At 52.3% G+C, this 14,712-nt stretch carries 7 protein-coding genes; all 7 read right to left on the bottom strand.

The window, feature by feature from the left end; genetic code table 11:
- Nucleotides 1-95: 95 nt before the first annotated feature.
- Nucleotides 96-3,344 carry a GAP1-N2 domain-containing protein gene (locus HNR77_RS04765; RefSeq protein ID WP_184181227.1) on the bottom strand — a complete coding sequence of 1,083 codons (3,249 nt, stop codon included), beginning with the start codon at nucleotides 3,342-3,344 and terminating at the stop codon, nucleotides 96-98.
- The gene (locus tag HNR77_RS04760; RefSeq protein ID WP_184181225.1) at nucleotides 3,344-4,603 is read right to left on the bottom strand and encodes a TRAFAC clade GTPase domain-containing protein; all 1,260 of its coding nucleotides are present in this window, start codon (nucleotides 4,601-4,603) and stop codon (nucleotides 3,344-3,346) included. The genes HNR77_RS04765 and HNR77_RS04760 overlap by 1 nt, the downstream gene beginning before the upstream one ends.
- A gap of 46 nt (nucleotides 4,604-4,649) precedes the next feature.
- Nucleotides 4,650-5,348 (bottom strand): beta-mannanase, encoded by a 699-nt coding sequence (locus tag HNR77_RS04755; RefSeq protein ID WP_184181223.1) that lies wholly within the window; start codon nucleotides 5,346-5,348, stop codon nucleotides 4,650-4,652.
- A gap of 21 nt (nucleotides 5,349-5,369) precedes the next feature.
- Nucleotides 5,370-6,653, bottom strand: coding sequence for a vWA domain-containing protein (locus HNR77_RS04750; protein WP_184181221.1), 1,284 nt, complete (start codon nucleotides 6,651-6,653; stop codon nucleotides 5,370-5,372).
- Between the two features lie 55 nt (nucleotides 6,654-6,708).
- Entirely contained in the window at nucleotides 6,709-9,195 is a 2,487-nt protein-coding gene (locus HNR77_RS04745; RefSeq protein ID WP_260410308.1) for a transcription initiation factor TFIID, read from the bottom strand.
- 91 nt (nucleotides 9,196-9,286) lie between these two features.
- Nucleotides 9,287-12,676, bottom strand: coding sequence for a tubulin-like doman-containing protein (locus HNR77_RS04740; RefSeq protein ID WP_184181218.1), 3,390 nt, complete (start codon nucleotides 12,674-12,676; stop codon nucleotides 9,287-9,289).
- Between the two features lie 239 nt (nucleotides 12,677-12,915).
- Nucleotides 12,916-14,709: a vWA domain-containing protein gene (locus HNR77_RS04735; RefSeq protein WP_184181216.1), complete on the bottom strand. Its 1,794-nt coding sequence runs from the start codon at nucleotides 14,707-14,709 to the stop codon at nucleotides 12,916-12,918.
- Nucleotides 14,710-14,712: the final 3 nt, after the last annotated feature.

Genomic DNA, 14,712 nt, shown 5'->3' with positions numbered 1-14,712 from the left:
ACCATGATCATTTGGATTGATTCTCCGCAGGTTGTGTTTTATTAAAAAAAGATGACCCTGAAACCTGCGCTTCAGGATCACCTCTAGGTATGAATTCAGCTCGGCTCCGGCATCAAATCGATTACGATCTTCGAGCCCTGTGCCTCATGCTGAATGCTCACGACATGCTCGGGCTGAACAGTTTCCGGCAATGCGATCTGCATGCCATAAGGATACAAACGCTCCGCTTCTGCCGCAGTCAGTGGTTTGGAGCTACCTGTGATGCCTCCAGCAGTCTGACCCTCAGACGAACCCTTGTTATCGGTTTCTCCCTGCTTGCCTGCTTCTGCATCACTGCTGCCTTCACCCTTCCCCTGATCGGCCTCAGATTGACCGGATACGGTTGAATCCGACTGCTGTGTTGAAGCATCGCCTGGCTGCTGCATTCCGTCTGTTCCGCTAGTTGTGGAATCAGCAGTATCCGCGCCTGCAGCGCCTTCACTTGTGCCTGACCCGGATTCACTGCTGCTGCTCGCCGAGCTGTCCGAGGACGATGCGGGATCATTCGTTGTCTCCGGCTTCCCAGCAGCGTTCAAGCTTTGCCACTGATCCGTAACGTCGAGTTCCTTCATACTCTGATCATCCATGAGCAGCTGCAGTTTACCGCGTTCAAAAGGAATCCCCCCCGTCTCACTTCGAAAACGGATAACCAATTGGGCCGGGGATTCTGTTCCCTCCTGCTTGGTGGCTGCAACAATGTAAGCTATATAGTCTGGTAGCTGCTCTTCAGGATTAGCCGGAACCGCAGGTTGCTGCTCGGCCGGGGGCTGCGCCTGAGGTTCAGCCTTATTGCTCATCAAGGCATACGATCCACCTGCAATGCCTGCAATGAGAATTAGCAGCAGTCCAAGCAAGCGTTTTTTCTTCCGCCCAGTCAGCATACGCATGAGCGGGGAGGCAAGCTCTGCTTTTGCCCGATCATAGATAGGCTTCATGGCTTTTCCTGCCTTGGCATAATACGGCCTGAATGCTGACTTGGAACGAAACGCTTCCCGGTCATGGGACTTGAAGTAGTTGATGATTGCATCTGCATACCCTTTATGTGCATTGGAAGCACGAACAAACATCCGCTGCGAGCCGGACCATTCAAAGAAGTTATACAGCACTTCAGCTTGACCAGTATGACTGCGTACAAATTCGATCAAACCCGAATAATCCAGCCGATTGCTTCCACTTCCCCCGCGGTAGAATGCCATGGGTAGCGCCTCATACGCTGCGGGTCCTGCATGGCTCTGCAGCTCCGCAGCCAACCAGCGGCGAGTCCAGCGCTGAAGCTCATCACGCTCGGCGAGAGAAAGGGACTCCATGCTTTCTTCAGCCTTGCCATCCCCGCTGAGCCAGGCTCTGGCGGCCAGCATCATATTGGTTCTTGCCGCAACATCAGAGCCCTGACGTGCAGCCCAATCTCTCACCTCATCTCCGTGCTGGAGAATATCAATCTGAAGCAGCTGGTCACGATTCACCCGTTCCAGATCCAGGTCCTCAATCATAAAGAGGTTAATCACATAAGCAAGCTTGTCCGCCAGCTTGGTTAATGCCTCCTGATATACGGGTTGTTTGCCAGAGGCTATTGCAGTTGGTTGGTCTAATGAATGCGCAGGCTGCTGACCCGGACCAGCCGTAACCTCTGACTGCCCGATATATCCTGTAATCTCTTGCTCCAGTGCGTGATTCCCGGTAATCCGGTCCAGTACACTGACCCGCTGCAGGGCTTTATTGGCAGATTGAACCGGATCAGGTGCAGAGCACAGCCTTTCTCGCAGCTCGGTACAGGAACGTTCAAGTAACAGGGCCGACTGGATGACAGACGGATGAGCTGTAACCCACCGCTGAACCAGCTCAATGATACCAGCGGCGGTCTCCGTTTGTTTCAGTTGATGATCCAGATACGGTTCGAACAGCAGCTTGGTTAACGAGGCATTGGTCAGCACCTTATCAAAGAAGGCTTGATGGAGCTGTACATCACGATCCAGAATGGCATACAGTTCCTGAACAGCACGCATCCGCTTCTGCGCACGCGCATTGTTCACCGCGTAGATAAAATAATCCACAATCCGGATCTTCACCACAGGTGCAGCAACCCGGAAATACTCTCCGATGCGGGAGGCAACCGCTTCCTCGGGTACATTTTCCCTCCGTACGCTGTCCAGCTCCCGGCTGAGCAAGGTCAGAAACAGCTCGTTCAGACGTGAACGCTGCTGCTGTGCACCTTCCGGCTTCAGATACGTCAGCAAGCCGCTGAGGACCTCGCTTTTGTTATTCAGATACAAATCTTCCACGCCTTGATCCAGGCTGTAGAACACGGATAACTCCCCGTAAGCCTCGATAGAAAGGTCGCGTCCAGGCTCCATGCCTGCGAGCATCTCATCGGCAAATTCGTAGAATGATGCTGCCCTTGCCTGATCTTGCATCAGAAACCATGCGAATTCAGCATATGGCAGCTTCGCTACCGAAGCATCCGCATGTGTGACACGTCCAGAGACAAGATCAAAGGTGAAATCCTTCTCCGTGTTCCGATCCTTGGGACGCAGTGTGCCGCGCTCCACAAACTGAACATGAATACCCTTTTTGGCCTGTGGCTCTTTGGCAAAGGTCATGAAGCCAAGCAGCCGGCGGAACGCATAGGGCAAAACTCTGTACAGCAGACGCAGCAGCGCCTTGGCGGCTGCCGCCACTTCCTCCGCAGCCACATCAAGCGCGATGTAGACCTTGCGGCGTGCAGCGACAGACTGCATCACAGCATAAAGCATACGCTTGAACATCGTCTCATCAATCTTCAAGGCGCTCAGAATCTGAATGGGTGCTGTGTTCGGTCCGAATCTTTCTTCGCTGTCTCCAGCTGGCACCGATTTTCCTGCTGTCACAGGCAGCTTGCTGAGCGCTGGAAGCTCTGTTCCCTGCTCTATATCATAGGAGGTGGCAAACATCGTATCCAGCCAGTCCACACGCTTCATATACTCTTCCATGCTTGCCGGAGATAAAACGTAGTTATGAGCGAAGAAGGCGCTGCGCAGCCCGGTAAAGTCCGCAGCCTGATACACATTTTGCCCCAGAATCGTCTCGCCGCTCTCCAGATGCAGCATATGCATGGAAGCCGGAAACTTGCTATCGTCCTTCTCACCCCGGCCTGTCAGCTCTGCAGGAGCATCATAGACGCAGTAGGGATGAAGCACTTTTTTGATAAAAGAAGGGTCCAGCCCGGGCGATGCCGCCACCGTATCGAACCCCTCTGTTGTACGGAATACCCCGCGCCGCTCTCTCGTGTACATCTGCTGTTCAATGGGCGGAGTGCTGGAAGAACGCATCATCCCACTCTCCCCTCAATGTATTTCAGCTTGTACAGCAGCCATAGAAAGGGCTCGTCTACCCTGATCGGGCTGACCACACCTTGAATTTTCATATCCACCGGATTGCTGCCCAGTGCAGATACAGCGAAATATGCGGTGTCCTTGAAGTACACATCCATCGTGCCTTTAAAAGGACGATCCACCTTCTCGATAAAACGGCGAATCTCCCCGTCAATATTTTCGAACTCGGTCAGGTCAAACCACTCGCGATGCACCATGTTGCGGAACACGTTACTGTTCGATTTGATGTAATCCCCTTCCTCATCCTTGAGGGAGTGCAGCATGTCACTTTTGGTGAGCACAACAGCTGTCGGGATATTGGTCTTGGCCTTGTCCTGATAAGCGATAAAGTCACCGAACAACGTAAGCACCACATCGCGCGGCTCATCGTATTTGGGCGTCCACTCTCCCGGCTCATTGCCGAGATTAATCCGAATTTTGTCCCGAATGGAACGAATCTGAAGCGGGTCCACCATAAACAGAATGCCTGCCGAGTTTTTGATATGCTGTCCGTGCAAGCCCAGATAGTCCTGCTCCACCATACCTTCACCTGCCACGTCAAAAAACACCAGCGTCAGCGGCGCTTTATCCTCGTCCTTGAACACAAACTGGAAAATAAACGGCTCCTGCAGCTTTTCCTTCTGCGTGGAGTCCAGCAGATCACCGCGCTCGAACAGCGGCTCTTCGTAATCGGCACGGAAGCGGCGGCTGATCTCGGCATTCAGCGGCATACACGCAGCATCAAAATGATCGGCTGTGTAATGCTGGAGCGTATGAATCAAGGATGTCATATAGACCGATTTGCCCACCTGTGATGCCCCGATAATGGAAATGATATTGCTCGGGGCCTTGCCCGCCGTTACAGGCAGCTCATTATGACAGTGCGGGCACAAGCGGCGGCGTGTGACTACACCGTAACGATCATTAAGCCCCATCACGATGTTATCCGAATAGATTCGGTGCTCCTCAGGCACGTCATAAGGCGACAACACGGCTTCCATATCAAACACCGTATCCAGCCCAAAGCGCTCCCGGTATCGGTTCAGCTTGGCATCTTCCCCAAGAGCGTAGTCCTCGTCATCGTCACGATGATGTGCCGCACGGAACACCACCTCTTCCGGTGAAAATTTGCTGAAGCAGTACGGACATACGATGTCGTAGAACAACGGACGCTCCTCCGGCTGCTGTCTCTTCAAAAACCGGCTAAAAAAACTCATAGCCACTCCCCTCCCCATATCTGTGTAATACGATCGTCCTGTGTGTTCAATCGGATATCAGCCGATAGGCGGCTCCGTATTTAGGGCCGTCCGTGAAGAATAACCTCACATAGTCGTCCTTGGCGACTTCAACGGGCGGCATTTCATTTTTCCCTGGCGCAAAATCACTCACAAACGGATATACCGTCCCATCCTCCTTGCTCAGTGGAACCCCTCCCTGCTTGCGAACATAACAGAGCGCTTCCTTAGGCACAGGTACTTCGGCTGTTATGGTCATGAATACGGTCTTGCGTTTCTGAAAAAAACCGCTCTTATAACGAATGGCAAAGCGGATATCCGCCTTGCCTGCACTTGCAATCCCCTGATTCTCCTCATCCTGCTGACGAATCAGCACAGGTCCGTCCTCCTGCATCAGACACGCATACACGGTATATTGAATTGCACCAAAACCGGTGATTCGATCCGTATACCCGTTGTTGGCCTTGTATTCCTCTCTCGTATACAGCTTCAGCTTGCCTTGTGCGTGTGAGGACAACGACTGATGCCCCCTATATGAACTCTCGTTGCTGTGATCTTCACTCTCTCGATCATCGTTCATTTGGTTAAGCTCCACACGTTCCACATATACCGCCTCCAGCTGTTCCGGCCACAGCCAGCGAAGCGTGCAGCGTCCATCGTCCACCGCAAGTGTCAGCTTGCGGATCCGGGGAGCCAAGGGATCAGCATCTGCATTCATAAACTGCATATTTCATTGACCTCCCCGATGTTAAAATCCTTTGCTGCGTGTGTCTCTTGGTCGTTGACCGAAGCCTTCCGCAGAAGAAGTTCCGCTTCCGGCCTCCCGGCGTCCCCGGCTTTTACGTGGTGTGTTTTCTTTAATCGGAACAATCCAGGAGAACAGGGTAAGCACCCCTGACAGAATCAGCATTGCCCCCAAACGGACAAAAGCGTCCCCCACGTTGGAGCCGTCCAGCCCCCACTCCAGCAAAAGTCCAGCCAGCAGTCCCGATACGGCACCGCCCACACCAAAACTGAGCGCAAGATGACGGTTATCAAACACAAGTCCTAATGACACGCCGAGAGCCACACCGATCAACAGCAAGGCGGCAATACGGAAGATCGCCAGATATACGCTATGTTCCATCGCGCCCGTACGTTCAGTCACCAGCGTACGCTCATCAATCGTATCGTAAATTTGCTGGAACGCGACATTGAGGCCGCCTGTATTCGGCACATCATAGTACATGCCGCCGGTTTGCTGAGCAATGCTCTTGAGCAAATCCGTACCCGAAGGGTCTACCAGGCTCAAACCTACCGTATGGATGGCAACCTGTTCCTGTACATACTGCGGCAAAATGTCCGAGATATCTGCATCACTGAATCCATCGGATAACAGAATAACCACGGTACCTCGTTTCGGGTCCTGTTTTCCCTTGATCAGTTCCATGCCTTCTCTGAGCACCGTGTCAAAATTGGTTCCACCCGATGTGGTCACAATGCTGTCGATCTTGCTATTCACTTCATTTTTGGCGGCTTCGCTATCTACTGCAATGAAGGGCTGCAGCACTTGCGGCTGATCATGGAACGTAATGACCGCCACCTGTTTGTCACTTTCCATCTGATTGATTAAACGCTTCGCCGCTTCAAACCGCCCGTTATTCGGGTCCGTTTCGCTCATGCTGCCTGAGTTGTCGATCATCAGAATGATATCTTTAACCTGCTTCGCCCCGCCCGGATTGATCTGATACAGCAGCTGCAAGCCGAGTCCAACGACCAGCAGCAGCGCCAGTGTTGCAGGGACAAGCAGCTTCCAGGACAGGCCCAAATATCTGAGCTTCCACGAAGCGCCGTTCAGACGCGGCGAGATCATCTCTGCCAGCAAGCAGAACAGTCCAACACTAAGCGCCACTACGCCAAAATATAATCCCATCAGCAGCAGGCGCGGCATCTCCCCGAGCCACTGACGCAGCATAATTTCTCCTGCCGCAAAACCCACTGCTCCGCCAATCAGGCTGAACAGGACCAGGAGAAGATTGATTTTTCGCTGCATGTCTGCATGCATCCTTTCTTAGAACCTGCCAGAAGCAGGCTGACTTGGTTAACCCTTATCGAAGCGGAGACAGCTTCTCCAAAAGCTCCGCAGGGTGAAGCTCATAGCCGTTTTCGGTATACGAATCGTAATACACTTTGCCATTGCGGTAGACCATCAGATCCTCCAGATGGAATCCACCCATCAGATTCAGCTTCTCTACACCGCTGCTGCGTTCCTCATATACGACACCCAGCTTGTAGATTCGTGAGGTCTCCTCGGCATGTGCCGCGTAATCCATGAAGGCACTGTGATGATCGCCAAAAAAGTACTTTTCTTCATAGCGATGCTCCTGCGTATAGTCAAACACTCTGATGCGAACTACAGCCTGCTCTTCCAATGTGCGGTACAATCTGCGGAACAGATCATCCCGAGTCAGTACATCCCGATCCCGATAAGTAATCGTCACATTGGCCCGCTGCAGCAGCTCCTCCTCAAATGGCAGCCGCAGCGGCTCGGCAGAGAGCAGCAGTGCACGGCAAACATCCATAAGACGCTGCAGCAATCGGTCACTGCCGATGGCGGCGAGCTGGTTCATATCTCCCATATATCTTTCCTCGAACCATACATCCCGTCCCCGTCTGGCCTCCAGGTCTGCGATCAGTTCTTCCGTCACTTTGCCGTAATACTCCATTACGTTCTGACCGATGTACTCATCGGCAGCAGCAATGCTCTCTTCTGCTGCTGCGCGCAGTGTACGCTCCAACGCTTCAAGCGAGACCGTAACCTCAAGGCTGAAGCGGTGCAGCTCTTCCATCTCCGAATCGTAGATACGAAGCAGATGCAGCTCATGTTCCAGCCGTAACAAATAAACCTTGGGTACGTATACACGCTCCAGCAAACAATCGATCAGATTGCGTACGTTCTGTTTATCACGAAAAAACGCTCGCTTGATCGGCTGATCCTCTACCCGCTCCTGCTGCCGCTGCTCCAGCAGCGCACGTGCCGATTCGAGCTGCATTGCCTTGTCCCGAATCAGGGCCAGCAGCGCCTCACGCACACTGCCTGGCTCACCGCCGCTCCATGCAGCCCATTGAAAGTAACCCGCCTCAGGTCGCTCCATATGAGACTGCTCGGCCTGACGACGCAGCGACCCGCTGGAACTGCGCTCACGAACACGCTCCTGCACCGGACGAACAACGTTATCACGGAAGTAGGCCTCCGCTCCCTCTCCATATAGTGCCCGCTCCGCTTCTCGCAAGGAGAGCGGCTTGAGTTCTGCAAAGCTGCGATTATGCGTCATAATTCCGCTCATGCCGCCGATCAGATCATCCCCTGGCAGCAGACCTTCCACTTTACGCTCCACCGAAGCCGCATCCAGCCCGAAAAAGGCCAGCTTCTCCTTCATGCTCCAGTCCGGCTCCTGCTGCATTCGGCCGAGCAGATAGCGGTACAGATGATATAACACGGTGAGTGCAATCGGCTTGTTCGGCCGCCTGATCTCGGCAAAGCCTGCACTTGCATACCCGTGCTGATCGGAGGTGGTGCGGATATTATTTTTGAACGATGTATTGTTGTAGGTGTTTGCTCCTGTGCTGCCGATCGCTGCCCGAGCTTCATGCCCCTCATCCTGCTTGCGATTCTTCAGCAGACAGATGCGGCAGATGATCTCCGCATTTTCGATCCATCCGCCGGGAACACCGGTGCCGCGTTCGTTTTTGTCGGACAACACATACACAAGATCATACAGAGGCGCCGCGGCATGTGTGACCGGAATCGAAATTCCGTCCTCTGTCACCAGCAGGCTGCCGCTGAACGTATAGTCCAGCGACTGCATGTAGTCCAGTTCACGCAGAAAGGCAAGCCCTGCTGCGCTCGCATATCCGAAAGACTCCACCTGCTCCATCTCGCTGACCAGTACATGCAGATCGGTCTGCACCGATTTGAAGGACTGTGCCAGAATCGTCTCGGTCAGCTTGGTGATTTCCGGAAGCAGTACATTCAGCGGATCATCTGCCCGGGTGATTACCGTCACATAAATCCGGTCGAAGGATGAATAAAGACGTCCGTATTCAGCAATACGATTGCTTACCCGCCGCATTGTGCGATTTAGTCCAAAGAATGCCTCCGCCGACTCATGAAAGCTGCGGTGTACGTCCTTGCGCAGCGTCTTGGAAGGCCGCTGTGCCTGATAGGACGAGAGCGGCAGGTGATGGTATGTCACCTGATCATCATTCGGTACAGCAGAACTGCCACCTGTCATTTCTTCATATGAAGCATGCATATGGGGCTCAGCCGACGCTCGTCCTTCCTTGCGAGATTGCTCCCCGCTTTCTTTTTCCTGCTCCGTGCCGATGTGCACGTAAACGACGCCATCCTCGTTATCCCACTTCAAGCGATTAATCTGCCTTACGGCAGACACCGCAGGTGCGACCAGATCACCGACAAACAGGAACAGGGCGGGATAATGGATGCTGCTGCGTCCATCCCCCAGGCTGCCCTGGCGTTCTTGTTCAGCCGCATACCGGGCCGCATACTGCTTCAGCTCTCGCTTCAAGCTCATCGCGGTGTACTTGCCAGCATCTGTCCCGGGCGCCGAAGATCTGTAATTTGCGGCTCCCGCATTGGATCGATCATTCATACGATCAGCCACCTTATTTCAGTCTTCTGCGAATATCGTTCAGCTTCGACGACATCGTTCTGTAGAACTGATAGATGTCTTCCCCGTTCGCCAGTTCAACCCGCTCATATTCCAGACGATCACGGGATTCCATATACAGCGCAGCCAGATCATCCAGCTTGCTCAGCAGCGGTGTAATATCCTCGGAAGCGGTCAGCTCGTTATCCCGGCGGGAAGCTTTTCGCAGCAGTGTGCTGCGATCCTTCTCGGATAACGCGCGGAAGTTGCCAAACACTTCATATTCCGCATAGTTGCGGCTCTTCATCAAGTTGGCAAACGGCTCCCATGCGTCCTCCTCTGCATCACGGTCGTAGACGTACAGCGCACCCTTTTTAACAATCGTGTCTGTATACAAGGCTTCGATGAAGCGGTCATACCACTGCTCTTCGTCCTGGTATTGTGCCAGAATGCCTTCCAGCTCAGCCACTTTGGCGGTAATTGCGTTCATCTTCGCCAGTTCCTCACGTACCCGCACGATCAGCTGCGGAGAGCGTACCAGGTTTTCTTTGGCCATATCTTCATTAATGCTTCCGAAAATATCTTTTACATCCACGCGCGGCAAACCTTCGGATTGCAGACGCTTCAGTTCAATGACGGCCCGCTTCACCTCACCAAGGTTTGGTGTGTTTGATGTGAGACGCATGTCGTATACAGCCAGCTTGGCGGACAAGTCAAACGGTTCTGTCGTTACGATCGCATAGCGGTTGCTCGTATTTTCATCCACCGACTTAGCGATGACGATCTGATATCCGAGCGCCTGCTCGAATTCACTGCGAACCCTTGCGTTATACTGCTTCACGCGTGCATTCTCGTAGACATCCCCCCAGGATTTCTCCGGAATTGGAGACGGCAGATAGGTCCAGTTATTTTTCTCCGTTTGCACCAGATGGCGTCCAATGCCCTCTTTGTCCAAAATCGTGCGTTCATAGCTCTCTTCATAAACCTTGAGCGGTGTATATACAAAGAGCGGCACCCCGTTCCGGGTGTTCAGCCAGAAAATCCGGTTCCGCACTTCGCTCTCCTTCACGGTAAAGTGGGATTTGCCCACGGCATTGTTCTGGTAGTTGCGAATGCCTTTCAGAATGCCCGGAGCCTGTGCTGGCACAGACACAAATCCCCAGGAAGGGAAGTGCAGACTGCCTGTGCTGTTGCTCAGGTTAAATACCGGTACGGCCTCGTCATCCAGCTTGCCTGCGATAAAACGCTCCACGAATTTTTCGACGGACTCGTCTTTCCCGTATTTGATCACCAGGAAATCCTCCATCGAGCGGGTTATCAGGTCGCCAAACTTCTCACTCAGGAAGTCGGAGATCGAGCTGACGATATCAATCTCGTTTTCCTTCACCCACTGGCTCGAATTCTCCAGCAGCTCACGCGAGAAGTCGCGGATCAGATCGTCCGTATCGCGCTTGTCCAGCAGCCCATCCACGACGCTCACAATATCCGGCACACTTACCACGTTCCAGTAATATGTCTTATTGCCTTTATGATCCGTCTGCTCTTCGCCGCGTGTTAACAGATCACCGTTCTTGGCAAAGATCGAGCTGAGTGCATTCAGCGTCTCGGTAAATACGTTATAAATGCGGCTATTTTCCTGGTTCAGCAGTTCATACAGGTCTTCATAGAATTCAATCATTTGGTCATTGCGTTCCACATCGGCATGCAGCCAGTACTCGTGAATTTTAGCTTCTATATAAGCATTCTTTTTCTTCTCTTTGGAGACAAAAGCACTCTTCGCATCACCCAGCTTCTCTTCGGACTGCTCCTGAGCCGCTTCAATATCCCGTGGAATACGGAAGGCATTCTCGCGCAGCGTTTCGATGTACGACTGAATCATTTTCAGTACACAGAAGCCTTTTTCCGTATAAATCAAACGAGATACATAGAATGGCCCCTGTTCAGGATGCAAAAACATACGCCGAATCTGCTCTGTGAATTGACCCGCAATCTCGCCTGGCAGCTGTTTCTTTGCCTTGATGTATTCCTCACGGGCACGTGCCAGGAAGTTCTGCTCCAGCTCTGTGTCCATGTTGACGACCTGGGATTTCACAACGTTGCCATAGGACAGGCGTTCGCTGTTCTGGTAACCCGGCAGCGGCTCAGGTACGCGGGATTCAAACGCTTTGACCACACTTTCGAGATCGATGCCCAGCTTGCGGGCGAACTTCTCGGTATCCTCCTGATTCGGCGCTTTGGAGAACATGGTGCTCATTTTGTCAAACATCCGGTACGCCAGATACGTGGTCATCTCTTCAATCGGCAGTACAGCGGACGAAGCACCGATGATGTTGTAATCATAGTTGGCCGGGTACACCTTGTTCATCTGTGCGATGTTAGTTCGAATGTTGCTGATATAATCATGGATGGCAAATTCCTCGCCTGACTGCTTCTCTTCGCTGGAGATAAAGTTGGTGATATTCTCCGCAGTAACGTTCATGCAGTAGTCGTAGGCGTTCTCCAGCAGTTTGCCCTCTGTATTCGTTGCCGAAATCAGGTGACACAGGTTAAATGGCGGCAGCGGCGAGTTTACAGTCAAAATATTGCCGTACTTCTGTGTAAACCGCTCACCGCGACTGTCCACGTTCATCCAGTAATCCAGCTCTTTGAGCGCAGCATATCCGTTCTTGCGAATATACTCGCGTGTGTGCTCGCTCAGGCTTTTGTTGGACAGGTTTACGTCTGGCGTGAACAAGTAACCGAGCGTATTGACACGGTCAATACCGGCCGAACCGTGATCCCGCTCGATGATGCCGCGCACGATATAGGAAATATCGAGGAAGCAGCCGCTGCCTGTACCCCCGGATAGACCGGTGAGCAGGAATACCATCAGTTTTTTGTTCGTGCCAACGGACAGGGTCTTGATTTTTTTATCAATGGCCTGCACGACTTGATTGATCTTTGTAAACAGCAGCAAACGTCCTGCCTGACGCACCCCTGCCGCTCCGTTCATGCCATCTGTAATGCTTAGCTCAGGGGACAGCCAGTCCGTGATATACGGCTCCAGCACACTGCGATTCTGCAAAAGCCCGCCAATCTCGGCATTGGACAGCAGTACAAATTCGTTGATCGGATCAAGTCCGATGCCTCTGTATTTCTTCGCCCGATCCTGCTCGTTTGTCTCGAACGCCAGAAATTCAACGTTGTCAGGCTTCTCCATCTTTTTCTTGGACACCGGGTCCTGCGGCAGCTTGAAACGGCGGTTAATCTGGTATTTCAGACGCAGCAGCGCGTCAATCCCCGTTCCACCCAGACCGATAATCAGAATCGGGTTATCAATCGTATCGACTCTGATTTTCTCACTGACAATACCTCCGCCCAGTGATACATCCAGTTGTTGAATATGTTCTCTAACAATCGGTTTCATTCAATATCCTCCCTGTATTTCAATTAAAAAGACTAAAAATCTCATTTACACTTGCCACTCCGATAACAGAATAATCTTACGATCGCTGTTATCCCCAGATATCTTTGAATATGTTTTTCAAGGTTGATATCCGGTGATAAAGGCGAACGCTTCGCTTCTCCAGATTTTTTCTGTCCTCTCCGTTAACGTGTAAATTTTATTCTGTCTTTTAAAGCTCTCATTCACTGAGCTCCAACATGTTACACCAAATACTCGATCAAAATCGTTTTATCCGCCTGTTGCAGCGGGATGCTCAGCCGATCACCGTTCTTCAGTTCAACGCCTGAGCTTGCATCTACTGCACGCCCGGATTTCTCCAGCGTACCTCCTGCGGCATTGCGGATCATCAATCGGTCCCCATTGCCAGGTGTGAAAATATATTTCTCGGTTTCCTTCAGCTCAGGGTCAAGCTGCAGCAATTGATGCAGGTGGAACTTGCCCCGGAAGGATGCCAGCTTCTTGTATTGCGGATAAGACTTGTCCCCTGTGTTCTCATCCCGGACCTCAACGATGATCTGACCTACAAAACCGCGGTTTTTGCGTTTCAGCCAGCCCATCAGGAACCAGCCTCCTACCGCCACCACGATCAATGCGATCACGCCCAGAATGACAGGCATCCAAGGGAACGGCTTGTCATTGGCAGTCGCTGGCGTTGTCGGCTGTGCCTGACTTCCGCCCGCTCCACCAGCGTTAACGATGATCGGTGCACTTTCACGGTAGAAGCTATCTTCCTCCGCACGAATAATCAATTCATAGTTATGATTGTCAGGCACCTCAAATGTGCCAGTAAAACCTGAGCCTGTGTTTTTGAGCGGCTGCTGCTCGGTCTTGCCTGTGTCCTTGTCCTGGACAACCAGCGTCGCCTTCATATCCGCATACAGGTCATTATCCTGAAGCGGCTGTCCGCCGTTTTCCAGTCTCGCGGTCAGATCGATCTTGTCGCCTTTCGTATAGGACTTGGTCTTAATTGGGTCCGCAACGAGCTGAAGATCGTAGTTAAACAGCAGGTTGATATCAATGCTGTCTTTCGGAGCCCCTTTAACCCGAAGCTTCCAGTCGCCCTCCTGCGGTTTCAGCAGCTTCACAAGAGAATAGCTTTTGGACGTCGACAGCTTGGCTTCTTTGGAATTCAGATTAATGCTCTTGCCGGAAGGATCGGTTAACTGCACCTGTACCGGCTTCGAGGACATGATGGAAATATTGGCTTCCAACACGCTGTCGTTTGGTACGTTCACGGTAACTTCCTGATAACTGCCGTTTGCGGTTACAGAGGGCAGCTTCACCACATTGAGCTTGGCATGATCGGCAAAAATTTCACTTAAAATCTGCGGCAGATCATCCGGTGTATCGGTAATGAATGACTTACCTCCTGTTTGCTTGGCAAGGTCTGCAAGTGCATTTTTGTTCAGCTTGCCGTCCGCGTTCAAGCCAATCGTGTAGACAGGAATGCCTTTGGCCTGCGCATCCTTGACGGCTTTTGCCAGATCAGCATCGGACTGAGCCTGTGTGCGCCCTTTGCTTTTGTTAAAATCGTTGTTGCCATCGGCCAGCAGCACAATCATCGGTGAATGAGACGGGTCAGCGCCATGGTTCAAGATGTTCATGGCCTCCGCAACGCCTACTGAAATATCGGTGTATGGCCCTCGGCCGAGCTGGTCGATGAAGTCCTTCAGATTGCTTTTGTCTGCATCCGACTGAATCTCCAGCATTGCCTTTTCCCGCTCCACCTGATCGGTGTAAGCTACAATGCCTACTTTATCGCCAACGGTTGGCAGCATATCTATAAACATTTTCATCGCTTCGTTACTGATCTTGTCGCGATCACTTGTATTCATGGAGTTACTGACATCGGCAACAAGCACAGCGTCAATTCCACTTGTCTGCGTCTGAGCTGCTTCCGCTTGGGGAAGCAGGGCCGAAGGCAGCAGCAAGGTCAGTAATGCCAGCAGAACCAGAGTTCCGCTGAGCCAGCGTATTTTGCGTGTCCGCAGCATGGG

Origin of the sequence: Paenibacillus sp. JGP012 (assembly GCF_014203995.1) — a bacterium.
Lineage (GTDB): Bacteria > Bacillota > Bacilli > Paenibacillales > Paenibacillaceae > Paenibacillus > Paenibacillus silvae.
The sequence above is the reverse complement of the archived record's forward strand: the minus strand, read 5'-3'. Positions and strand labels throughout refer to the sequence as shown.